20 protein-coding genes and 1 pseudogene are annotated in these 23,089 nt (G+C 70.9%); 7 read left to right on the top strand and 14 right to left on the bottom strand.

Annotated elements, in window-relative coordinates:
- Positions 1-192: 192 nt before the first annotated feature.
- The 3 genes from OHT21_RS09890 to OHT21_RS09880 all read right to left on the bottom strand — a co-directional run bounded on the left by OHT21_RS09890 (position 193) and on the right by OHT21_RS09880 (position 2,921).
- Positions 193-1,233, bottom strand: a complete 1,041-nt coding sequence (locus OHT21_RS09890; RefSeq protein ID WP_328767886.1) for a LacI family DNA-binding transcriptional regulator — start codon at positions 1,231-1,233, stop codon at positions 193-195.
- 218 nt (positions 1,234-1,451) lie between these two features.
- Complete coding sequence (locus OHT21_RS09885) at positions 1,452-2,585, bottom strand: aminoglycoside phosphotransferase (protein WP_328767885.1); 1,134 nt, start codon at positions 2,583-2,585, stop codon at positions 1,452-1,454.
- A 42-nt stretch (positions 2,586-2,627) separates the two neighbouring features.
- Entirely contained in the window at positions 2,628-2,921 is a 294-nt protein-coding gene (locus OHT21_RS09880; protein ID WP_328767884.1) for a DUF1905 domain-containing protein, read from the bottom strand.
- Between the two features lie 247 nt (positions 2,922-3,168).
- Between OHT21_RS09880 and thrS the strand changes: the two genes are divergently transcribed.
- From thrS to OHT21_RS09865, 3 genes are all read left to right on the top strand, one after another.
- Entirely contained in the window at positions 3,169-4,437 is a 1,269-nt protein-coding gene (gene thrS, locus OHT21_RS09875; protein ID WP_328767883.1) for a threonine--tRNA ligase, read from the top strand.
- Positions 4,438-4,590: 153 nt separating this feature from the next.
- Positions 4,591-5,562: an ATP-binding cassette domain-containing protein gene (locus tag OHT21_RS09870; protein ID WP_328767882.1), complete on the top strand. Its 972-nt coding sequence runs from the start codon at positions 4,591-4,593 to the stop codon at positions 5,560-5,562.
- Positions 5,559-6,377: an ABC transporter permease gene (locus OHT21_RS09865; protein WP_328767881.1), complete on the top strand. Its 819-nt coding sequence runs from the start codon at positions 5,559-5,561 to the stop codon at positions 6,375-6,377. Before OHT21_RS09870 ends, OHT21_RS09865 begins: the two co-directional genes overlap by 4 nt.
- 100 nt (positions 6,378-6,477) lie before the next feature.
- Here the strand turns inward: OHT21_RS09865 and OHT21_RS09860 are convergent, their stop codons facing one another.
- Together OHT21_RS09860 and OHT21_RS09855 are read right to left on the bottom strand one after the other, a co-directional pair.
- Positions 6,478-9,615 (bottom strand): ATP-binding protein, encoded by a 3,138-nt coding sequence (locus tag OHT21_RS09860; protein ID WP_328767880.1) that lies wholly within the window; start codon positions 9,613-9,615, stop codon positions 6,478-6,480.
- Positions 9,616-10,325: 710 nt separating this feature from the next.
- Positions 10,326-11,711, bottom strand: coding sequence for an amino acid permease (locus OHT21_RS09855; RefSeq protein ID WP_328767879.1), 1,386 nt, complete (start codon positions 11,709-11,711; stop codon positions 10,326-10,328).
- Between the two features lie 124 nt (positions 11,712-11,835).
- On the opposite strand from OHT21_RS09855, the gene mmuM reads away from it, so the two are divergent.
- Positions 11,836-12,771, top strand: coding sequence for a homocysteine S-methyltransferase (gene mmuM, locus OHT21_RS09850; RefSeq protein ID WP_328767878.1), 936 nt, complete (start codon positions 11,836-11,838; stop codon positions 12,769-12,771).
- 87 nt (positions 12,772-12,858) lie between these two features.
- On the opposite strand, the gene OHT21_RS09845 is transcribed toward mmuM, so the two are convergent.
- The gene (locus OHT21_RS09845; RefSeq protein WP_328767877.1) at positions 12,859-13,239 is read right to left on the bottom strand and encodes a winged helix-turn-helix transcriptional regulator; all 381 of its coding nucleotides are present in this window, start codon (positions 13,237-13,239) and stop codon (positions 12,859-12,861) included.
- Between the two features lie 119 nt (positions 13,240-13,358).
- Between OHT21_RS09845 and OHT21_RS09840 the strand changes: the two genes are divergently transcribed.
- Positions 13,359-13,766: a RidA family protein gene (locus OHT21_RS09840; protein WP_328767876.1), complete on the top strand. Its 408-nt coding sequence runs from the start codon at positions 13,359-13,361 to the stop codon at positions 13,764-13,766.
- A 12-nt stretch (positions 13,767-13,778) separates the two neighbouring features.
- Here the strand turns inward: OHT21_RS09840 and OHT21_RS09835 are convergent, their stop codons facing one another.
- Complete coding sequence (locus OHT21_RS09835; RefSeq protein ID WP_328767875.1) at positions 13,779-14,606, bottom strand: oxidoreductase; 828 nt, start codon at positions 14,604-14,606, stop codon at positions 13,779-13,781.
- A gap of 91 nt (positions 14,607-14,697) precedes the next feature.
- On the opposite strand from OHT21_RS09835, the gene OHT21_RS09830 reads away from it, so the two are divergent.
- On the top strand, positions 14,698-15,597 hold the full coding sequence (locus OHT21_RS09830; protein WP_328767874.1) for a LysR substrate-binding domain-containing protein: 900 nt from the start codon (positions 14,698-14,700) through the stop codon (positions 15,595-15,597).
- Positions 15,598-15,734: 137 nt separating this feature from the next.
- On the opposite strand, the gene OHT21_RS09825 is transcribed toward OHT21_RS09830, so the two are convergent.
- The gene (locus OHT21_RS09825) at positions 15,735-16,892 is read right to left on the bottom strand and encodes an FAD-dependent monooxygenase (protein ID WP_328767873.1); all 1,158 of its coding nucleotides are present in this window, start codon (positions 16,890-16,892) and stop codon (positions 15,735-15,737) included.
- Positions 16,893-16,982: 90 nt separating this feature from the next.
- On the opposite strand from OHT21_RS09825, the gene OHT21_RS09820 reads away from it, so the two are divergent.
- Positions 16,983-17,546, top strand: a complete 564-nt coding sequence (locus tag OHT21_RS09820) for a TetR/AcrR family transcriptional regulator (protein ID WP_328767872.1) — start codon at positions 16,983-16,985, stop codon at positions 17,544-17,546.
- Between the two features lie 135 nt (positions 17,547-17,681).
- On the opposite strand, the gene OHT21_RS09815 is transcribed toward OHT21_RS09820, so the two are convergent.
- The 6 genes and pseudogenes from OHT21_RS09815 to OHT21_RS09790 form a co-directional block, all read right to left on the bottom strand.
- Positions 17,682-18,038, bottom strand: coding sequence for an ASCH domain-containing protein (locus OHT21_RS09815; RefSeq protein WP_328767871.1), 357 nt, complete (start codon positions 18,036-18,038; stop codon positions 17,682-17,684).
- A gap of 8 nt (positions 18,039-18,046) precedes the next feature.
- Positions 18,047-18,628 carry an HD domain-containing protein gene (locus tag OHT21_RS09810; protein ID WP_328767870.1) on the bottom strand — a complete coding sequence of 194 codons (582 nt, stop codon included), beginning with the start codon at positions 18,626-18,628 and terminating at the stop codon, positions 18,047-18,049.
- Between the two features lie 276 nt (positions 18,629-18,904).
- Entirely contained in the window at positions 18,905-20,656 is a 1,752-nt protein-coding gene (locus tag OHT21_RS09805) for a transposase (protein ID WP_328767869.1), read from the bottom strand.
- A 59-nt stretch (positions 20,657-20,715) separates the two neighbouring features.
- A pseudogene (locus OHT21_RS09800) lies at positions 20,716-20,955 on the bottom strand (hypothetical protein); the annotation flags it as partial.
- 221 nt (positions 20,956-21,176) lie between these two features.
- Positions 21,177-22,079: a serine hydrolase gene (locus tag OHT21_RS09795; RefSeq protein ID WP_328767868.1), complete on the bottom strand. Its 903-nt coding sequence runs from the start codon at positions 22,077-22,079 to the stop codon at positions 21,177-21,179.
- Entirely contained in the window at positions 22,076-22,966 is an 891-nt protein-coding gene (locus OHT21_RS09790) for a LysR family transcriptional regulator (RefSeq protein WP_328767867.1), read from the bottom strand. Before OHT21_RS09790 ends, OHT21_RS09795 begins: the two co-directional genes overlap by 4 nt.
- Positions 22,967-23,089: the final 123 nt, after the last annotated feature.

Below are 23,089 nucleotides of genomic sequence, written 5' to 3'. Positions count from 1 at the left end.
CGTCGCGAGGGGCAGGGCCGACCTGGCCTCCAGCAGCACCGCCACCGAACCCTGACCTGAGCGGCCAACCACGACGGGTTTCCCAGGGCGCTCGGGCACGCAGTGGGGACGTACAAGGATCCGGGCTTCCGGGCGCACATGCTCGGCGGCATCACCTGGGCGGCGCGCCTCCATTCGTAGGCCTTACGGGTCTTACGCGCCCCCCGGCACCACTCCCGTACTCTCCCGCACCACCAACCGCGTCGACAGCTCCGTCCGCGTCCCCTCCGGTCGTTCGCCCGCCATCATCCGCACCAGCAAGCGCAGCGCGGTCGCGGCCATCTCTGACAGGGGCTGGCGGACCGTGGTCAGCGGGGGAGTGGCCCACTGGGCTTCGGGCAGGTCGTCGAAGCCGACGACGCTGATGTCGTCGGGGACGGTCAACTTCCGTTCGTACAGGGCCTGGTAGCAGCCGAGGGCCATCTTGTCGGAGCAGACGAAGACGGCTGTGGGCGGTTCGGGCAGGTCGAGGAGTTCCAGCATGCGTCGGTGGGCGCCGGCCTCGTTGAAGCTGCCGTAACGGAGGTACTCGGGCCGGTGCCGGATACCGGCCGCCGCGAGAGCCGAGCGATAACCGGCCACGCGGGCGCTGCTGCACATCTTGCGCCGGGAACCGGCGATGACCGCGATCCGCTCGTGGCCGAGGGCGAGCAGATGCTCGGTGGCGGTCACACCGCCCTGCCAGTTGGCGGCGCCCACCGAGACCACGCCGGGCGGTGGATCGTTCACCGGGTCGATCAGGACGAAGGGGATGCGGTGCTGGTCCAGCCAGGCGTACTGGGACGGGGTGAGCTCCGCCAGGTTGAACAGCACCCCGGCGGAGCCGCGCGTGGACAGCTTGTCCAGCCAGCCGCGTTCGGGACGGCCACCGCGCGTCCGGGTCAGACCGGCCGAGACGACCACCTCCAGGCCCGCGTCGTGCGCCGCCTCCTCCACGCCGTGCAGCACGGCACCCGACCAGGAGGAGTCCAGCGAGTGCACGACCAGATCGACCAGGCCCGGTGACTTCGTGGCGTCGAACCGCGGCCGGCGTACGTAACCCAGCCGGTCGAGCGCCTCGGTGACCCGGCGGCGGGTCTCCGGCGCCACGTCCTCCCGGCCGTTGACCACCTTCGACGCCGTCGGCACGGACACCCCGGCCTCGCGGGCCACGACCGCCAGCGTCGGGCCGGCCTCGGTCCCGGTACGCACCATGGAAGCCCCACCTCTCCGCCCCGTCCCGGGGGCCGGCGAAAGTTTCGTATCACCACGGTCTGGCACGCGGGAGGGCGTCGACCGGCTAGAAAGCGCTTCCTACATTACGGCCGCCGGAAGTGTACGGGGAAGGGGTGGTGTTCCTGGGAATTCCCGGAAGCCGAAACTTTCGAAATGTCGAACAGGTGGGGGTGGGCTTCTGGACCTGGTGGCCGGTTTCAGTCGCTGAAGCCGAGGTCCGTCGCGAGACCCCGGGCCTCCCGGGCCCAGCCCGCCAGGAAGGCCAGCACCACGCCGCGCTCGCGGTAGCGGTGCTCGGCCTCCACGGTGCGGCTGCCGCCGTAGTCGAGCTGCTGGGCGTCGCCCGCGCGGGACAGCATCAGGGCGGTGAGCCAGTCGTACTTCACGGCGGAGGCGCACACGCCGAGCCGGACGAGCCGTTCGTCGCCCTGCCAGCCGCTGTCGCGCAGACCGCGTACGTAGCCCTCGTACACGGCGGTCGCCAGCTCGGGCAGTCGGGCGGCGGGCAGGAACCCATCGAAGATCGTGTCGGGGATGTAGTTGCCGATGTCCTCGCCGAGGGCGCCGTCGCCCGCGAACGCCCAGTCGAACAGCACACTTTGGCCGCGGTGCGGCGAGGTGAGGTTGGCCGGCCACTGGTCGAGGTGGCTGAAGACGCGCGGCAGTGACTCCATGATCCGCAGCAACCACTCGCGTTCGTGGTGCAGCCGCACCATGTCCTCGCGGAGACCTTCGGGGAAGTGGTCGCGTACGAGCGGCTGTTGCCAGGCGGTGTCGTCGTCGAGAAGGTCCCGGCCGGTCGTCTGGGCGGCGCTGTAGTCGCGGAGGAAGCGGCGGCTCAGCCAAGAGTGGTCGAGCGATTCGGTCTGGTCCGCGAGTGTCCGGCCGTGGGCCGCGCCCAGGCGGCGGGCATGCCCTGCGTGCGCGGCTACGGACCAGCCCGTGGCCGGTTCGCCCCGCACATCCTCCAGCCACAACGCCACGTCGCCGTCGGGGCGTTCGACGGAGGCGAGCAGCTCGGGAGCCGTGATGCCCCACGGCTCCCAGGCCCGGGCGACGCCCTCCTCGTACACGCACGCCTCACGCCGCCAGAAGTTCCAGTGCCGCGGGTCCTCCGAGGACGCCCAGGTCTCGGTGGTGTCCTTGCCCCGGGTCAACACCTTCAGCACGGCCGACCGCTCGCCGACGCTTACGCGCCACACGCCTGCGGTGACGCCGTTCTTGGGGTTGTGCGTGAGGGACTGGAACTCGGCGCGCTCCGGGGGGACTTGGAAGAGCTCCCGGATTTCGTCGGTGATTTGGGGAGAGGTCGGGGAGGCGGCTTCAGGCATGCCGGGATGTTAAGGGGTCTCCCTAAGGCCGGGGGGCTCACGTCACGACTGGAGACGGACCGTCAGCTTCACCGTCACGTCGTCGCCTCTCAAGAGGCCTTGCGGCTTGCGTACGGCGTCCTTGAGCGGCAGGAGGTATCCGCCGTCCTTGGGGAAGAGCGACGTTTTGAAGGCGAGCTCGCCGATCCGCACCTCGACCGGGATCACGCCCCAGCCGTACGTGGCCATCGCGGCCACCTCGCGGATGTCGTCGCACTCGTCGCCCGGCACGCGGACGAAGTAGTACGGCGCCGGCCCGCGCCATTCGATCACCCGGCTGGAGAATACGAGCTCCATGAGGTCAGCCCCGTTCCTCGAAGTCACCGTCGCTCATGGCGTCAGAGTAGGGCTGTGACAGCCCAACTCGCGCTGGTGGCAACGAGACAGAGCGCCGGAGGAAACTCCCGAGCGGACCGCGCCGCTCCCCTGCTACGGTCCCCGATATGAAGCGCGCCCACATGACGACGACGCCGGAGAGTGTCCCGGCGCGCTGACCGATGTCTGAGTCCGAAGCCCCGGGGCGAGTGCCCCGGGGCTTCGGCTTGTGCGGTCACTCGCCCGGAGCCAAACCCGCGAGGAGACCGCCATGAACGACCACCGCAAACTCGGCCGTGAGCTCGGCCTGTTCGACACCGACCCGCTGATCGGAGCGGGGCTGCCGTACTGGTTGCCCGACGGCGCGGTCGTACGGCACGCCCTGGAGGAGTACATCCGTACCGCCGAGCGAGAGGCGGGGTACCGGCATGTGTACTCGCCGGTGCTAGGCAAGCGGGAGCTGTACGAGATCTCGGGGCACTGGTCGCACTACAGCGACGACATGTTCCCGCCGATGGACCTGGGCGGGGAGCAGGTCGTGCTGCGGCCCAGCCTGTGTCCTCACCACGCCGTCATCTATCGCTCGCGCTCGCACAGCTATCGCGAACTTCCGCTGCGCATGGCGGAGTTGGGCGGCATGTACCGTGCCGAGCTGTCCGGCGTACTGGGCGGGCTGACCCGCGTACGGGCCATCCAGCTCAACGACGCGCACATCTTCTGCACCCTGGAGCAGGTGGCGGGGGAGGCGCAGGCCGCCCTGGAGATGATCCGCCGGGCCTACGAGGCGCTCGGTATCAGCCCGGCGCGCTACCGGCTGTCCCTCCCCGGCCCCGGCGGGAAATGCGTCGCCGCCCCGGAGTTGTGGCAGCGGTCCACCGCTCTCCTCATCGAGGTGCTGGAGCGGTCAGGTCTGCCGTACGAGGCTGCCGAGGGCGAAGCCGCGTTCTACGGGCCGAAGATCGACGTCCAGGTCATCGATGGTGCGGGGCGGGAGTCCACCCTGTCCACCGTCCAGGTCGACTTTCACCAGCCGGAGCGGTTCGACCTGCACTACATCGGGGCGGACGGCGCGAAACACCGGCCCGTCATGGTTCACCGCAGCATCATCGGCAGTGTCGAGCGGGCGGTCGCGCATCTCATCGAGGAGCACGGTGGCGCCTTCCCGGCCTGGCTCGCGCCGACCCAGGTGGTCGTTCTTCCCGTCTCCGCCGCCGAGTTGCCGAACGCCGTTGCATTCGCGCGGAGTTGTGCCCAACGTGGGCTGCGGGCCGAGGTCGCCGAACCCGAACGCGGCAGCCTCGGCGCCCGTATCCGGGAGGCCCGCCTGGTGCCGTACCAGGTGGTGATCGGCGCCAAGGAGGCGGCTGATGATCTGGTCGCCGTACGACTGCGGGACGGTCGTCGGCTCGATCCGCTGCCCGTCGAGGATGTCCTCGGCCGGATCGGTGCGCTGGTCGACGCCCACCGCACTGACCTGTGGGACGGCGTACCACGCTGAGGCCGTGCCCCGGGGCGGGCCAGTTCGAAGTGCCCGGCGGGACCTCCTCGCGGAGGGCCGACGCACCACAACTACCCAACGCCAGCCCCCGTTTCAGGGCTCTGAAAGCGTCGTGAAACCGCGCTGAATGCGCCCTCCCGCAAGCTCTGCGCCATGACGACAACGACATCGCACTCACTCGCCATCGCGGCCAAGGGGCTGCGTAAGGCGTACGGGGACAAGACGGTCCTCGACGGCATCGACCTGGCGGTGCCGACCGGCACAGTCTTCTCGCTGCTCGGTCCGAACGGTGCCGGCAAGACCACCGCCGTCAAGATCCTCTCCACGCTGATCACTGCCGACGCCGGTGATCTGCGGGTCGGCGGCCACGACCTGGCCGTCGACCCGCAGGCGGTACGCGCCGCGATCGGCGTCACAGGGCAGTTCTCCGCCGTCGACGGGCTGATCACCGGAGAGGAGAACATGCTCCTGATGGCGGACCTGCACCTGCTCTCCCGCAGCGAGGGGCGCCGTACCGCGGCCGAACTCCTTGAGCGGTTCGACCTCACCGAGGCCGCGAAGAAGCCCGTCTCCACCTACTCCGGCGGCATGAAGCGCCGCCTCGACCTCGCCATGACTCTGGTCGGCAACCCGCGGATCATCTTCCTCGACGAACCGACCACCGGCCTGGACCCGCGCAGCCGCCACAACATGTGGGGCATCATCCGCGAGCTGGTCTCCGACGGGACCACCGTCTTCCTCACCACTCAGTATCTGGAGGAGGCCGACGAACTCGCCGACCGCATCGCGGTGTTGAACGAGGGCAAGATCGCCGCCGAGGGCAGTGCCGACGAGCTGAAGCGGCTCATCCCGGGCGGGCATGTGCGGCTGCGGTTCGCCGACCCCGCCGCGTACCAGGCCGCCGCCGTCGCCCTGCGCGAAGCCACCCGCGACGACGAGGCACTGGCCCTGCAGATCCCCAGCGACGGCAGCCAGCGCGAACTGCGTTCCATCCTCGACTGGCTGGACTCGGCCGGTATCGAGGCCCACGAACTGACCGTGCACACCCCCGACCTCGACGACGTGTTCTTCGCCCTCACCGGGCCCGCCAACGTCCCCAACCAGCCCAAGGAGTCCGTCCGATGAGCACCCCCCTGGCTCCCGCCCGCCCGACCCGGATCTCCCTGGCCGTACGCAACTCGAACACGATGCTGCGCCGCAACCTGCTGCACGTGCGGCGCTACCCGTCCATGACCCTGAACCTGCTGCTCACACCGATCATGCTGTTGCTGCTCTTCGTCTACATCTTCGGTGACGCGATGAGCGCGGGCATCGGTGGCGGCGGCGCGGACCGCTCCGACTACATCTCCTACATCGTCCCGGGCCTCCTGCTGATGACCGTCGGCTCCACCGTGATCGGAGCCGCGATCTCCGTCTCCATGGACATGACCGAGGGCCTCATCGCCCGCTTCCGCACGATGGCCCTCTACCGCGGCTCGCTGCTCGTCGGGCACGTCGTAGGCAGCGTGTTGCAGGTACTCGCCAGCCTGGTCCTCGTCGGCGCCGTCGCCGTGGCCATGGGCTTCCGCTCCACCGACGCGACAGCCCTGGAGTGGCTGGCGGCGTTCGGGCTGATCGCGATGTTCACCCTGGCGCTCACCTGGATCGCGGTCGGGATGGGCATGGCCAGCCCGAACCCCGAGGCGGCCAGCAACATGACATACCCGCTGATCCTGCTGCCGCTCATCTCGAGCGCCTTCGTCCCCATCGACGCGATCCCGGGCTGGTTCCAGCCCATCGCCGAGTACCAGCCCTTCACCCCGGCCATCGAGACATTGCGCGGCCTGCTGCTCGGCACCGAGATCGGCAACAACGGATGGATCGCGATCGCCTGGTGCGTGGGCCTGACCGCGCTCGGCTACCGCTGGTCGACGGCACTGTTCAACCGGGACCCGAAGTAGCCGCAGTGACAACGGCGTTGTTCAGCCGTGCGCCGAACTCGCAGCCATAGCAATGGCGTTGAGTCACGATCTGAATTCGCCGCCACGGCAACGGCATTGCTCAGCCCCGACCCGAACTCACCGTCATGACAGCCCGAGCCGCCTCCCGCAACTCGTCCCGCCCCAGGGCGGCGTACTCCGACACCACGTCGGCGTACGCCGCCCCGTCGGCGTCCTGGGCCGCCTTCCGGGCGCGGTCCGCCGACATTGTCGGCTGGAACTCGCGCAGCACCCGCAGCCGTTCGGCCAACGCGATCATCCGTACGGCACTCGTGTCGCCGGAGGCGAGCCCCGCCATGCCGAGCGCGTGGAGCACCGTTCCGAACAGATGGAGATCCGTGGGTGAGCCGGATGGACCGGAGAGCAGGGTCCGCAGCCCTTGCCGCAGCCGGTCGACCGGCCCCGCGACCAGCTCGACGCGGCCGGCGTGCGCGTGCGCCGTCACGGCCACCGACTGGATCTGCAGCGCCCACCGGTCGAGGAACGGGTCGCCGCTGTGCGTCGAACCGAACTCGGCCATCTGCTCCGCGGCAGTGCGCCACAAGCCGAGCCCGACCTCCGTCAGCCCGCGCGCGAGCGCGATCTCGGCACGGCCGCCGAGGTCGGAGAAGTCCTCGTTCTGCAGGGAGTTGGCGTCTTCCGCCTGCCGCAGCCAGTACTCGGCCTCGCCGGGTTCGCCGCGCTGCAGGCAGGCGAGGGCGAGGCCCCAGCGGACGCCGATGAAGTCCTGCGCGCCGCCGAGCCGCGGTAGCGCGTTGAGCACCGCCTTGAGGTGCTCGTACGCGGCCTCGCCCTGCGCCGTCTTCAAGCACAGCTCGCCCAGCCGGGCGTGGCCCATGACATGCAGGAACGGGTTGTCGATCGGCGCCAGTGAGACGACGATCCGGCGGGCCGAGGCGAGCGCGCGGTCGATGTCGTGCTCGTACTCCCAGACGTAGGTGGCGACGCACTCGGCGATGCCGGCGAGCAGCGGCTGCTCGCTGTCGCAGAGCTTCCGCAGCACTTCGTAGTCGGGAGGCCGCATCTCGGGAATCGCGCTCAGCACCACCGCCGTCGCGCGCAACAGCGTGTCCGGCGGGGCCGGGGGCAGCCGCCGGAGGGTGACGAGCTGGCGTACGGCGACCGGGCCGTAGCCCATGAACAGGCTCGCCGCGCACATCACCGCGGCGGCGCGGGCGACTTCGACGTACTCGGGCTCCGGGTAGTAGTGCGACAGCGGCGGGCCGGTGTCCGCGGCGAGGTTGGCGAGGCGGGCGTAGTCGGAGCCGATGGACCACAGGCCGGTGAGGACGGCTGCGAGGGCGGCGATGGTGGGACCGTCCGTACGGGCCAGGGCGTGCCGCAGGGCCAGTACGAGGTTGTCCTGCTCGGCCCTGATCCGCTCCGAGGTGGCCAGCGGATGCGGGCCGAAGAACCAGTCGTGGTACACGACCCCGAAGTCCCGCGCCCAGGCGAGGAACCGGTCGACGGCCTCCTCGTCCTCGCCCGCCTCCGTACGCCGGGCCGCGCTGAACTCCCGTACGGTCTCCAGCATCCGGAACCGCACCCCGGTTGACGTGTCGGCGACGGTGAGCAGCGACTGATCGGCCAACTGCTCCAGCAGGAACAGCGCGTCCTCGCCCAGCACGTGCTCCGCCGCCTCACCGGTGAAGCCGCCGGGGAAGACGGACAGCGTGCGCATGGCCGCCCTGGCGTCCTCCTCCAGCAGATTCCAGCTCCACTCCACGACCGCGTGCAGCGTGCGATGGCGCTCCGGCACGTCCCGCGCCCCGCCGCGCAGCAGCGCGAACCGGTCGCCGAGTCGGCGGGCGACCTCCGACACCGACAGCACCCGCACCCGCGCCGCGGCCAACTCCACGGCGAGCGGCAGCCCGTCCAGGTGGCGGCACAGCTCGGCCACCGAGTCCGGCGGCAGCTCCACGCCGGGCCGGGCGGCGCGGGCGCGTTGCGTGAACAGCTCGATGGAGGTGCCGAGTTCGAGCTCCGGCAGCGCGTACACCGCCTCCGAGGTGAGACCCAGAGGAGCCCGGCTGGTGGCGAGTACCCGTAGATCCTTCGAGGACGAGACCAGGGTCCGTACGAGGTCGGCGGCGCCCCGGATGACCTGCTCGCAGTTGTCGAGGACCAGCAGCGCGGGCCCGGAGCCGAGCACGCCGAGGATGCCGGACACCGGGTCGGCGGAATCGGCGTAGCCGCTCATGGCGCCGTGCCGCCTCTCGCCCGCCCCGAGCGCGGAGGCCACCTCCGCCGCCACGTCCTCGTCCGCGGTGACGCCGGCGAGCGGCACGAAGTACACCACGCGCTGTTCGGCCCGGCGGCTGACGGCGTGCGCGAGCCGGGTCTTGCCCAGCCCTCCGGGGCCGACGACGGTGACGGCGCGGGAGGTGTGCAGCAGCCGCTGCACCGCCGCGATGTCCTCGTCGCGGCCGAGGAGCGGGTTCGGCTCGTGCGGCACGCCGTGCCGGGCCGTGGGCGGCTCGCCCCGCAACAACTCCTGCTGTACGGCCCTGAGTTGATCGCCCGGATATGTGCCGAGCGTCTCGCGCAGCTCACGGCGGTACGACTCGTAGCGCGTCAGCGCGGCGGACGGGCCCGCTGTTGCCGCCTCGACGCGCAGCAGCTCGGCGAGCACTTCCTCATCGCGCGGATGCTCCGCGGCGGCCTCGGCCAGCGACCCGGCGGCCTCCGCGTGCCGCCCGAGGCGGGCGAGCGCGAGCGCCCGTGCGCGTACGAGTGTGCCGTGGACGGGGGCGCGTTCGGCACGTAACGCGGTGACGGGGTCGTCGGCGTCACCGCTCGCGCCAGGGGTGCCCTCCCATAGCGCGAGCCCGGCCTCGGCGGCGGCCAGCGCTCCCGCGTGGTCCCCCGCCCTGGCTCGTTCCGCGCTCGCGGCGGCGTGCAGCAGCAGGGCGGAGCTGTCGACCTGGTCTTCGGCGAGGGTCAGCCGGTATCCGGTCGGCGTGCTGACGACGGCGTCGGTGCCGAGCAGCATCCGCGCCCTGGACACGAGGACCTGCAGCGCCTTCGCTGGCCGCTCCGGCAACTCGTCCGGCAGCCACAGCCCGTCCACCAGCCGCTCGGTGCTGCAGCCTGTGCGTAGGTCGTCCGCGAGCAGCGCGAGTAGACCACGGAGTCGGGGCGCGGTGACCTCCTGCCCGCGATAGGCGACGCGCGGCAGAAGGGTCAGGTCGGTGGTCACTCATGCAGATTACGGCGCCTACTGGGAGGGTGAGTTCGGTTCGTTGTCGACTGACGGTCCGTTGTGGCTGGGCGCACACGCGGGGTGCCTCCGGCGGTTGGGCGGCTGACGGTTCGTCGTGGCTGGTCGCGGCCACGCGGGGGAGCCGCATATGTCACAGCCTCGCGCCGCTTGGGTGGGTGGTGGGTGCGGGGCCGCGTCGGGGGTGTCCGTCCTCGGACCGGCGCGCGTTGCTGTTGGCTGGTAGGGGGTGCCGGTGTTGGCGCGCCGGCCGCTGCGGGCGCACACCCCCGCCCCGTCCCCTTGCCGCCGTGGGCGGCTGCGGGGCCGTGGGGGTGCGGGCTCCCTCCGGGCGGGCTTTCCGGACCGCGGGCTTGCTCGGGGCGCAGGCGCCTTCCGGGCACGGGCTGCTCGGGCGCGGGCGCCTTCCCGGCCGAGGGCTGCTCGGGCGCGGGCGCCTTCCGGGGCGCGAACTATTTCGGGTCGCTTGCTCGTCGGGGTGCGGGCAGTCGCAGGCTTTTGCCTTTAGGGGCGCGGGGAACTGCGCGACAAGCCACGACGAACCCGCAGCCGCGACACGAAGTGTCACCCACCACCCCCTGGCGGGGTCTGGGGCGCAGCCCCCCACGTGGCGGAGCCGCAAATTGTTACAGCCGGGAAGGGGCGGGACTGGGGAAAACTACGCGACCACTCACAACGTACCCGCACCTTCAAACCGCACCCCCAGCGGAGCGCCCCCGCATCCACACGTACACCGGAATCCCCGCGAACAAGAACAACACCCCCTGATAAACCGCCGCATACCCCGCCCCCGCGATCAGCCAGAACGAGAACGCGAAGGACAGAAACGCCACGATCAGATCGCGGGCCAGCCCCGCAGGACGTACCCGCTCGCGGCTGCCCTGCGCGAGCCAGTACAACTGCGCAGCCGCCGACAGCAGGTACGGCACGCACCCGGTGAACGTCGTGATGAGGACGAGGACGCGGAACGTGGTGTCCGGGCCAGCCGTGTAGTTGAGGCCGATCAGCAGCGTGCCGAGGACCGCGCAGGCCAGCACGCCGAAGCCGGGGATTCCGCCCTTGCCGACGCGTGCGAAGGCCGCGGGGAAGAGCCCGTCGCGCGCGGCAGCGTACGGCATCTGGGCGCTCATCAGGATCCAGCCGTTGAGGCAGCCGACCATCGAGGCGACGGCGACGGCGGCGATGAGCGTGCCGCCCCAGTGACCGCCGGCCATCGCGTCCACGGCGTCGGCGAACGGCGCCCCGGACTCGGCGAGTTCACCGTGCGGTACGAGGCCGAAGACCGCGACCATGCCGAGCAGATACACGAGCGCGGAGCCCAGCGTGCCCAGCACGCTAGCGCGGCCCACCGTGCGCTCCGGGTCGCGGACCTCGCCCGCGCTCATCGCGGCCGACTCGACGCCGAGGAAGCTGTAGAGGAGCAGCGCGGCGGAGGCGGCGAGAGCGCCGGGCACGCTGTCGCCGGAGGCGTTGAAGGGGCCGAAGTTGTCGGTGTCGATGAAGAAGAGGCCGACGGTGGCGACGAGGAGCAGCGGTACGAACTTCAGGATCGTCGAGACGATCTGCACACCGCCGACCCAGCGGGTGCCTGCGAAGTTCGCGGCTGCGGGCAGCCACAGCGCGGCCAGCGCCACCGCCGCCTGCAGCACCTTGTCGTCGCCCAGCGGCAGCAGCACATCGGCGTAACCGACGGTCGCGACGGCGAGCGCCGCGATGCTGACCCAGGTCATCGTCCAGTACGACCACGCCGACAGGAAGCCGGCGAACTCGCCGAACGCGTCGCGCGGGTACACGTACAGCCCGCCGGTGACGGGACTGCGGCGTGCGAGCTTCCCGAAGAGCAGCGCGAGCAGCACCGCGCCCACGGACAGGATGAGGAACGCGAGCAGACTGACCGTGCCGTACGGGGCGACGGTGGCGGGCAGGGCGAAGATGCCGCCGCCGATGATGTTCCCCATGACGAGGGCGGTGGCGGCGGCGAGACCGAAGCCCTTGGGACGTATGGACGCCGGGGTCTCGTCGGTCGGCGACGGCGGTACGGGCTCGGCGGCGTCGGTGGTGTCTGCGGCAGGCATGGGGCGTCCACGGGAGAGGGGGAGGGGATGTCGTGATCGTAACCCCCGATCCCACATGGTGGTCGATCTGTTCATGTACTGGACACGCAGGGGGGTTTGTGTCCTCTTCGGTTAGCGTCGTTGCATGACCAGCGACGCCCTCTCCTCGTCTTCTCTCCTCGTCGACGCCCTCGCCGCGGGGACGCTCGTGCTCGACGGCGGCATGTCCAACCAGCTGGAGTCCGCCGGGCACGATCTGAGCGACGAACTCTGGTCGGCGCGGCTGCTCGCGGAGCGGCCCGAGGCGATCACCGAGGCGCACCTGGCGTACTTCGAAGCGGGTGCGAACGTCGCGATCACCGCCAGCTACCAGGCCACCTTCGAGGGCTTCGCGAAGCGCGGGATCAAGCGGGAGCGGGCGGCCGAACTCATGGGCCTGAGCGTCGACTTGGCCCTGGACGCGACCCAGGAGGCGCGCGCCAAGGGCATCACGCGGCCGCTGTATGTGGCGGCCTCGGTCGGACCGTACGGCGCGATGCTCGCGGACGGCTCCGAGTACCGCGGCCGGTACGGCCTGAGCGTGACCGAACTGGAGGCCTTCCACCGGCCCCGCATGGAGGTACTGGCAGACGTCGAGCCGGACGTCCTGGCGCTGGAGACGGTGCCGGACGCCGTCGAGGCCGAGGCGATGCTGCGGGCGGTGCGCGGGCTCGGGGTGCCGGCCTGGCTGACGTACAGCGTGGCCGGCGACCGCACCCGCGCCGGGCAGCCCCTGGAGGAGGCGTTCGCCCTGGCCGCCGACGTGGACGAGGTGATCGCGGTCGGCGTGAACTGCTGCGCCCCCGAGGACGTGGACGGCGCGATCGAGACCGCAGCCCGTGTCACCGGCAAGCCGGTCGTCGTCTACCCCAACAGCGGCGAGACCTGGGATGCCCAAGCCCGCGCCTGGGCGGGCCGCTCTACCTTCGCGACCGAGCAGGTACGCGGCTGGGAGGCGGCCGGTGCGCGGCTGATCGGCGGGTGCTGCCGGGTGGGGCCGGAGGCGATCGCGTCGATCTCTGGGGCGCTCAGGGCGAGTTGAGGTTACGACCGGTCGGCCCTACGCCCCGTGGACGTTCGGGGGACGGTCGCTCGCACTCGCTTCGGACCGGCCGTTCTCAGGGGGCCCTCAGGCGTCGAAGCTGCGGCGGGAGGCCTCGATGTGGGCGAGGTAGTGGCGGGTCCAGGCGCACATTCCGTCGATCGTCGCTCGTAGGCCTTGGCCTGCCTCGGTGAGCGTGTACTCGACCCGTGGCGGCACGGTGGGGTGCACGCGCCGCTCGATCAGTCCGTTGCGCTCCAGCATGCGCAGGTTCTGGGTGAGCATCTTGTGGCTGATGCCCTCGACCTCGTTCCGCAACTCGCTGAAGCGCAGGGTGCGGTCACCGAGGAACTCGATGATCAGAAGCGCCCACTTGTTGGCGACGTCCGAGAAGATCTCCCGCGCCAGAGAGTCCGCGCGCGCCAGATCCGCGTCCTCGGGTGAGCCCGTGAACTGCTTGGTCTCCATTTGGTTCCCCAGTCACCGAAAAGTGCGTTCTTCCATGTCAGCGTTCACTCTCCTATGGTTTCTGAGTAACCACAAGAGAGCACGAGCTCTCGGATTCTCATGACAAGGAGGCCGACACCATGGCCATCAAACTGCTCAACCCCAGCGGTCTTCCGGAGATCCCGGTCTACCGGCAGGTGTCGATCGCGACCGGTTCGAAGCTGGTCTACCTCGCCGGGCAGGTCGCCTGGGATGCCGATGGGGTCACGGTCGGTGAAGGTGACCTCACCGCTCAGGTCGAGCGGGCCTACCTCAACGTCGGCACCGCCCTGACCGAGGCCGGCGCGACCTTCGCCGACGTGGCGAAGCTGACCGTCTACGTCGTCGACTGGACCCCCGACAAGATGCCCCAGCTCCTGGAGGGGATCGACCGGGCCTCGGCAAGGCTCGGCGTCACTCCGGTGGCGCCGGCCACGCTGATCGGCGTCGCGGCACTGGACGTACCGGAGCATCTGGTCGAGGTGGAGGCCACCGCGGTCATCGCCTGAGCCCGTCAACCCTCACTCGCTGAACGCCGTAGCCCGAGTCACCTTCTCCCAGGCCGCGATCTCCCCCCGTACCCCATCGAGATGCCCGACCACCGCATCTACGGCGTCGTCGCCCAGGGGGAGCCGTAGCGGAGTCTGCTCGGCGTTCAGCGCCGCGAGGATCGCAGCCGCCGCCTTCGCCGGATCGCCGGGCTGGCTGCCGTCACTGGAGGCGACCATCTTCCGCGTCGGCCCCACCGTCTCGGCGTACGCGTCGAGTTCCGCACTCGTGCTGATGTTGCCGAACAGACCCGTACGGAAGGCACCCGGTTCGACGATCAGCACCTTGATGCCGTACGGCCGCACCTCGTCCGCCAGCGCCTCCGACATGCCCTCAAGCGCGAACTTCGTCCCGCTGTACGCGGAGAAGCCGGCGAAGGACATCTGCCCGCCCATGCTGCTCAGCTGCACGATCGCCCCGGAGCGGCGGTCGCGCATGTGCGGCAGCACGGCGCGGACCAGGGCGGCGGGGCCGAAGACGTGCACGTCGAAGAGGTCCCGCAGTTCGGTGTCCGTGGTCTCCTCGAAGGCGCCGACGTGGCTGCGGCCCGCGTTGTTGACCAGCACGTCGACCCGCCCGTGCCGCTCCACCACGTCCCGTACGGTCGTTTCGATCCCCGCCGCGTCGGTCACGTCCAGGGCCACCGCCTCCACCTGGTCGGGATGCGCCGCGACCAGGTCGTCCAGCGTGGCCGGACGGCGCGCCGTCGCCACCACGACGTCGCCCGCCGCGACCGCCGCCTCGGTGATCGCCCGCCCGAATCCGCTGTTCGCCCCGGTCACCAGCCATACCTTGCTCATCTCGGACTCCTCGCTCGTCAACTCCCTGTGCCGACAAGCCTGTCCGCGCACCCGGTCGCCCGTCCAAGACCTGTCGTGATAACCGTTGGTTATGGACGTGCACGGCAGGGATCTGAGGTACTTCGTGGCGGTCGCGGAGGAGCTGCACTTCACGCGGGCCGCCGAGCGGTTGTACGTCTCGCAGCCCGCCCTGAGCAAGCAAGTCAGGTCGCTGGAGCGGCAGTTGGGAGCGCCGCTGTTCGAGCGGGACAGGACGAGAGTACGGCTGACGCCGGTGGGCGCGGCGCTGTTGCCGTACGCCCGTCGGGTCCTCGCCGACTGGGAGGAGGCCCGGGACGCGATGGAGCGGGCCAAGGCCGAGCAGGCCGCTGTCCTCGTCGTGGGCATGAGTACCAGCCCCGCGCGGGGCGGCCTGCTTCCGGCCATCCGCTCCCGGTTCACCGAAGCGTGCCCGGAAGCCACCGTGCGACTGCGGCAGATCGGCTGGGAGGACGCGACCGCCGGGCTCGCGGACGGCTCGGTCGACGTCGCGTACGTATGGCTGCCGGTCCCCGCCCCCGACCGTTATACGTACGTCGTGGTCGCCGAGGAGCCGCGCCTGGTGGCCCTGCCCCAGACGCACCCCCTCGCGGTGCGCGAGTCCGTCGACTTCGCCGATCTGCTGGACGAGCCGTTCCTCGCCCTGCCGAAGAGCACCGGCGTGCTGCGCGAGTACTGGCTCGCCCTCGACGAACGGCCCGGCGGCCCGCCGCGTATCGGAGCCGAGATCGCGAGCACGGACGAGACGTACGAGGCACTGGTGGACGGCCGCGGCGTCTGCCTGGTCGCGGCCGGGAACGCGCCCCTGATCAGCCTGGGCGGAGTCGTCACCCGCCCGGTCCACGGCCTGTCACCCAGCAGACTCGCCCTCGCCGCCCGCGCCGACGACCACCGCCCGCTGGTACTCGACTATCTGCGGGCGGCCCGGAGGGTGTCGAACCTCGTCGGCTGACCGTCCAAGAAGGCTCACGCCGCATGCCGCCCACCCCGCCCTCCGGCGCTGCCCCGAAGTCCGCCGCCACCCAGATTGCAGGGGCAGCGGTGATTCAGGGGTGCGGGTGTGCCGGGCCTGGAGCGGGCCCGGGGCCGTCAGCCCAGGCCCGGTGGTGTCCAGTCGGCATGCCGCAGGATGGTGTGGACGGTTGCGCGGGAGGGGGCCAGCCGGAGAGCGGTGTTGCGTGCGGCGACGGCCAGGGGGTGCGTCAACTGCTGGCCCATCCGGCCGGCCTGGCGGGCGGCGCGGGCGACGGACTGGGTGCGCGGGCGGCGTTCGGCGTCGTAACGAGCCAGCGCCGATTCGACGGTGGGCTCGGTGGTGAGTGCGGCGGCCAGCACGACCGCATCCTCCAGTGCCTGGCAGGCGCCCTGGCCGAGGTTCGGGGTCATGGCGTGGGCCGCGTCACCGAGCAGGACGATCCGGCCCGCGGTGAAGGTGGGCAAGGGCGTTGCCAGTTCGTGGATGTCGTGGTGCAGGACCGCGTCCGGTCGGGTCGCCTCCAGCAGCGCGGGGATCGGATCGTGCCAGGTGCCGAACCGTCGGTGCATCGCGGCAAGGGCGTCCGTATGCCGCACCCCGGGCGGCGAGTTGAGCACCGCGTGCCACTCGGCCCGGCCGTCGGCGAACGCGATGTGGCCGAATTCGGCGCCCTCGCCCCAGGTCAGTTCGAAGTCGGTGTCCAACTCGACCGGGCGCTCGGTGATGGCGCGCAATACGGTCGACCCGCTGTAGGCCGGGCCGGGGTGCTGGGGGAACAGTTGGGCGCGCAGCCGGCTGCCCACTCCGTCGGCGGCCACGATCACGTCTGCCTCCAGGGCGGCGTCCCCGAGCGGTATCCGCAACCGGCTCGGACGGGAGGGGTCGACGGACGTCACGTCGGCCCCGTCCACCAGGCACTCGGACGGCAGTGCCGTACGCAGCAGGTGGTGCAGCGTGGCCCGGGGGATACCGACGATCGGCGTGCCCAGCTTGCGCTCAAGAGTGGTCCCGTCCATCCGGGCCAGCCAGCCGCCACCGGGGACACGGGTGCCCCCGGTGTACTGCGGCCGGGCAGCCGCGCGCACCGCCTCGCCCACGCCGAGGACGTCCAGGGCCCGGACGCCGTTGGCGTGCAGGGAGATACCCGCACCCGCATCGGTCAGGACGGGGGCGCGTTCGACAACCGTCACCTCCCAGCCGACCAGGCGCAGGCCGATCGCGGCAGCCAGCCCGCCGATGCCTCCGCCCACGACCACCGCGCTGCCACCCATACCGCCGGCCTCCCTCGTCCGCCCTGCCGTAATCCTTCTACAGGTGTAGAAGGAGAGTACCTCGCTCCTCTACAGGTGTAGAAAAGAGGGATGCCTACAGACCGACGTACCGTCCTCGCCGATGCGGCCATCGACGTGCTCGCCGAGACCGGAATCCGAGGGCTGACCCATCGCGCGGTGGACCGGGCAGCACATCTGTCAGTCGGCACCACGTCCGCCTACTACCGCACCCGCCAGGCACTGCTCACCGCGCTGGTCCGGCGTCTGGTCGCCCTCGACCAGGCAGAACTACAGGCGATCGGAGAGCAGACACCCGTGCCGCGGAACGCCGAGGAACTGGCAGCCGGAATCGCCGCCTTCATCGAGCACCGGCTCACGGGAGACGGCCGTCGGCGCTCCCTCGCGCGCTACGCGTGCGCCCTCGAGAGCGTGCACCACCCCGAGCTGCGGGAGATCCTCGTGCCGCGCGAGAACGCAGGGCGCCAAGTCGTACGCGCCTTCCTGGTTGCACAAGGCGTCGCAGACAATGACGCCGAGGACCGTACCGTCACGCTGCTGACCTGCGTGGACGGGCTGGTCTTCGACCGCCTGGTCAACGGGGGAAGCGTGTCGTCCCAGGAGATCCGCGGGCTGGTGGCGGCGGCCCTGCGATAGCCCACACCTGCCGACACCGGGCGGGCCCGAACGGTCAGATGCTTCTGGGAGCCCGTCGCTCGTTGGGGTGACGTCTTCCGCGCCCGCGTCATGGAGCTCCGCGGGGTGTTCCACCATCGAGCTCCGCACTCGCGCTTACGGCGTGGCGCCTTCGATTTCGATAGCGAGAGCGCCGAGGGCTTCCTTCTCGGGCGGGTAGATGGCGCGGATGTCGGCGAGCTGTTGGTCGCGGGTGGCGGTCGGGTTGACGTTGACCGGTCCCTCGCCGTCGAGCAGGGTCTCGAAGTCGGGGTACTCGGTGACCCGTTTGACCTTGACCTCGCAGGTCTCGTCGGTGCCCTTGATGCGGAAGCGGATGACGTCGCCTGCGGCGAGGTCGGCGAGGTGCGGGTATTTCACCCGCACCTCGATGGTCTTGGTGCCCGCGGCGACGAGGTCGAAGTACTGGCGGTAGAGGTTGAGTTCGCGGACGCGGGCGGTGCTGTCGGTCATGGCGTAGGTCAGCTCTGTCTCTCGCCGAGTGCAGTGCGGAGCCAGTCCAGGGACCCGGTCGCGAGCACCGCGTCGGCGAGTTCATTTGCCGACTTGGTGGTGAGCCGGCTGCGGCTGTTGTCGATCCAGCGCTGCGCGTTCTCGTAGCCCTGGGCCTTGTACTCGATGCCCTGGATCATGCACTCCAGTTTGTCGGCATCCCGGGCGCAGATCGCCTCGGCGGATTCCTTCGCCTCATATTCGGCGACGAGTTCCCGCACGGCCGAGGCCAGGATCTCGGGCATGCCGGCGACCTGGTCGGCAGTGACCGCCTGGGGGTCCGCCTCGGTGGCGTACTTCTTTCCGAGGTGGTTCACGTCACCGGTCCGCGTCTCCTGGGAGTCGTGCCACACCGCGAGGTACGCGGCCCGCGCGGGATCGGCGCCTTCGAGCTTCGCGATGATCGTCGCAAGCAGAGCGGTACGCCAGGAGTGCTCTGCCACCGACTCCGGGTCGCGTACGCCGGCCATCCACCAGCCGGTGCGCTTGGTCTGCTTCAACGTCCCCGCCTCGTACAGGAAGCGCGCCACTGCGGACAGGTCTTCGGCCACCGTCGGACTCCTCTCACGCCTCGGCGATGAAAGTACCGCCCACGCCCTTAAGGCAGTGGGGGAGGATCGCGTAGCGGATGCACTCCAGCTCCCGGCGCCCGCGCTCTGGACTCGATGCCGCTCGCCGATGAGGAGTACGTCCTGGTCGCCGCCCCGCCTGGTCCTCGGGTTCGCAACATGCGGCAGCACGCTACCTCAGCGCAGCTCGCGGATCATGCAGTCGTACAGCGGCGCCTCATCCCATGGATGGGACACGCCGACCTTCCGGTACCGTTCCTAGTCACTGAGTGGTAGTGAGTCCTGCGTCCAGGTCTGCACGTCAGTGGCCCGCTCCGAACGGTGTTGGGCGGACTCGGCCGTCGCGTGGGGTCTTCGGCGGCGTGCATCGTGTGCACGATCCTCCGGGCGCGCTCGGGCCGTGGGGGTGCGGTCGGGGTCGGACTGGGTGGTGAACGCGGGTGGGCGATGGTCTTCCGTACCGGTCCCGGGGTGCGTCGTCGCGCACCGCCTGCCCTCCCTGACGGGGTGGGCGGGAACGGCTTCCGTCTGCTTGCGGGGTACGGTCTTCTCTGCCCTGCGCCGCGCGCCCAGCCCCTGGCCGCGCCTGCCGATCACCACGGCCGCAGCCTGATGACCGGAAGTCTTCTCCCTCTTGGTACTGGTGGCGCGCTTCCAGTGCCGGGCGCCCCACCGGCTGGAGTACGCCGGATCCACCACGATCACGGCGAGGTGGGCGCGGTGCGCCATCGCCACCAGCCGGGCCGCGAACTTCGCCACCGGCATCCCCGCCACCGTGCGCCGGAACGCCATCCCGGACCGGCCGTTCCAGCCGCAGGACTCGCGGCCGGTGTCGAAGCCGAGGTCCTCGATGACCAGCGCGGTGGCCCCGGACTCCTTCGCGAGGCGGATCAACCGCGAGCAGGCGTGCCGCACCTGGGCGTCCCGGCGGCTGCTGGTGCCGGTGTAGTCGACGTCGATCCGGTGCGGGCGGCCCGTCGGGTTGCCGTGCGCATCCAGCCGCCAGGCCGCCAGGTGATCGCTGTTGTGGTCGATGCCGATCACCCCGCCCGCCCGGGCGGCGGCCATCAGCGCCGCGTCGTCCACGCCGTCGGGCAGGTCGGGGCGGGCCGGGGTGAAGGAGGCGGTCAGGTAGCAGCGCCCGTCCTCGAAGGCGATGCGGTAGCCGACCGCGCGGTGGGCGCCTGCCTGGGCCCGCCACTGACGGTCGCGGTAGGCGAACGCGCACCGTGCATCGAGCGGGTAGCGGCCATGAGCGTCGCACCACGGCGCGTGGCGGGCGGCGAGTTCGGGCGGCAGCTTGATCGTGATCGCGCCGTCGAGGGTGATCTGGATGCTCTGGTTGCCGTGGCGTTTGCCGCTCTCCCCGTCCGCCTCGATGCGGGTGCGCGCCTCGCGCCACCGGCGCCGCCACTGCGCCTGGTCCAGCCCGGCCTGCTCCAGGTGCAGCCGGGTGTGCAGGAGTCTGCGGCCGCCGCGCACCACCCGCACATGGCCCTGCTCCCACGCCGCCCGTACCCGGGCGGCCTCGGCCTGAAGGTGGGCCAGGCGGCGCTGCTTGGCCGCCCGGGCGGCCTGGCTGGGATAGCCCTCGATACGGGTCGTGCTGTGGCAGGCACCGACGGGGACGGCAAGCCGCGCGGACACCGTGGCGATGGCCTGTTCCAGCTCCGCCAGGTGTGCGGCCTGGGCGCGGCGGGCCAGCGCCCACTGATCGTTACTGCCCCGGGTGATGGTGCCCGCCCACCGCGACGACGACAGTGCGGTCAGCTCCCGCTTGCGCTGAGCGAAATCCTCCGTGGTGTGCCCCGCCCCCAGGAAGATGCGTTCGGCCAGATCCCGGCTCGCCAACTCGCCGAGAAATTCCCCGAGTTCGGCCAGTACCCGTTCGTCACGCCGGGACAGGTGCAGCCGGGTACGGATCGCCATCGCCCCGGAATGCTCCGCCAGCCGGGGCGGGGCCAGCACCCGCAACCCCGACACCGAACGCACCACCGACCCCGCAGCCACCACCCCACCCCCCTGTATCCGAGTCCGTCGACAGGGCTAACGACCCCAGCAGCACAAGGTCACCCATTCGGCCCAAGAACTTCCGTTCCCGCCGGTCCGCCATCGGCCGCAGCGGCAGCCGCCGGCGCCACCCCGGCCCGGTGGCGCGCGGAGCGCCGCCCGTACAGCCGCGCACAGAACGACGTCAGAACCCCGGTCACCTCCCGCACCAGGTCGTCGTCCACCTCCCGCTCTCCCCGCACCACCAAGGAACGCCCCGACGCAGACAGGGCCGCCTCCACCAACTCCACGTTCATCCGCGGCCAGTAGAGAGAGGCAGCCGAAGGCGTGCCCTTCGAGGGCCAGGTCGTCGGCGCAGTGCTTTGGGCGGCGGCGTGACGCGGCGATGCGGTGCCGTTTGAGCTGCCGAGTTTCTTATCAGGCGGCTCCGGTCACGCCATGGCATCACGTTGCGGCAGGCAACGCTCCGCTGATCGGACGAACCGGGGACGGGGGAGTGGGGCGACGACGGCCTGCGCCGCTAGAGCTGTCGCAGGTGGTCACGGAGTGTGCGGGCGACCTGTGCCATGAGGGCCTCGGCACCGGGCTGGGAACTGGCCGGAACGAGTGATTCCGTAAGGGCGGCGATGGCGAAGGCCTGACCGTCGGAGTGCTCGACGACACCGATCTCGTGGCGGAGGTTCAGGAGCGTGCCGGTCTTGGAGGACCAGGTGGTGGCGTCGGAGCTGAAGTCAGGGGCGAGCCGGTGCCGGAGCACGTTGTGGGCCATGAGGTCGCGTACGTGCTCGGCCACCTCGGGGTGGATCTTCGACGGTGTCCACAGGGCCTGGAGCAGTTCGGCCCAGGCGCGTGCGCTGCCGGTGTTGGCGCGGGTGGTGTCGAGCTGCGGCACCCGGTGTCCGCGGCCGCTGGTGCCGGCGTCGATGGCGAGGGCGTGGGCGAGATGGACGTCGGCGGCGTCGAAGCGCTCGACGGGGGTGTCCATGAGCTCGTTCATGGTGTGCCGGACGGTGATGTCGCGCAGGCCGAGCTCGTGGAGGATGTCGGCGACCCGGGCGGGCGGGGTGAGGCCGAACAGCGCGTCGGCGGCGTGGCTGTCACTCAGGCAGGTGCTCAGGTAGAGGAGGTCGTCGACCGCGATCCGGGCGGGGTGGCGAAACCGGCTCAGCCCGATGGGGCCGACTGTGGTGATCCGCCCGGGTGGCACGTCGAGGGGCGTCGCTCCGTCGAGCTCGCCCCGTCGGACGCGTTCGAGCGTGGCCAGCGCGAGCGGGACCTTGACCAGGGACGCGGACGGCAGTTGGGTGTCCGGCTCGATTCCCAGCTCCTCTCCCGTGTGCAGGTCCCGCACGAGCAGGCAGCCGTGCAGGCCGCCGTCGCGCAGTTGTCCACGCAGGTCGTGCAGTAGTGCCTCGGTGTTCAAGTCCCTTCCCTTTCTGAGGTTCCCGCGCCCAGACAGCGGGCGACGGCATCGCCCAGGCGCGCTTCGATGAGCTGTGGATTGCCGTCTCCGGCGGCGGCGAGGGCGAAGCCCCGGCTGATCGTGATCTCGCCGATGGGCCGCCAGGCCAGGTCGAGTTCCTCGGCCTGGGCGGGGGAGCACAGCAACAGGTCGCGTGAGCACAGGACTTCCGCCGCGGCGGTCGTCAGGTCGGGTGCGGCGACGAGTTGTGTGGGCCGCAGGCCGACCGCGTCGCGCAGGCGCGTCAGCGGGTCGCGGATGTGCGGCACGTCGTCCTCCGGCTGGATCCAGACGCGGCGGGCAGGGCCGGAGGACGCTCTTCCGACCCGCAGTGTTTCGAGATAGACGCGCTTCACGCCCGGTTTCCGGGCACCGCCGAGCCCGAGCGGCACGGACCACTTCGCGTCGTCCGGCGGCACCGCGAGCAGCGCGGCCCGCACTTGCTGTGCGTGGAGGAGCTCCGTGCGCTGCGTCGGTCCCGCGACGCGCAGATCGAGGGTGACGCCGTGCCCGCGTGCCTCGGCGACGAGGCGGGCGAGACCGGCCGTGGAGCAGATGCCGGGCACCGCGAGCCGCCACGGCTTGCGCTTGGCGGCCTCCGCCTCGTGCAGCAGCACGTCGGCCGCCTGCACGAGTTGCCTGGCCGTCGGCAGCATGTCCCGGCCGAAGGGGGTGAGAACGGCCCGTCGTGACGTGCGTTCGAACAACGGCTCACCGAAGCGTTCCTCCAGGGCGGCGACGCGACGGCTGGCCACGGACTGGGACATCTGGGCGGCGGCCGCCCCGACGGTGAAACCGCCGTGCTCGCTCACGCTGACGAACGCACGACACGCTCCCACCAGATCCACAGCCGGAACCTTATGCCAGATCCATGGCCCGTTCTCATGCCGAATCGGCATGGAACGGCGCGTTCGCGTATTGGACCGCATGGCCGCCTGCCGGTGAGGGTGATCCCCGAACTCATGACCACC

The organism is Streptomyces sp. NBC_00286, assembly GCF_036173125.1.
In the GTDB taxonomy this organism is placed as follows: Bacteria; Actinomycetota; Actinomycetes; order Streptomycetales; family Streptomycetaceae; genus Streptomyces.
The sequence above is the reverse complement of the archived record's forward strand: the minus strand, read 5'-3'. Positions and strand labels throughout refer to the sequence as shown.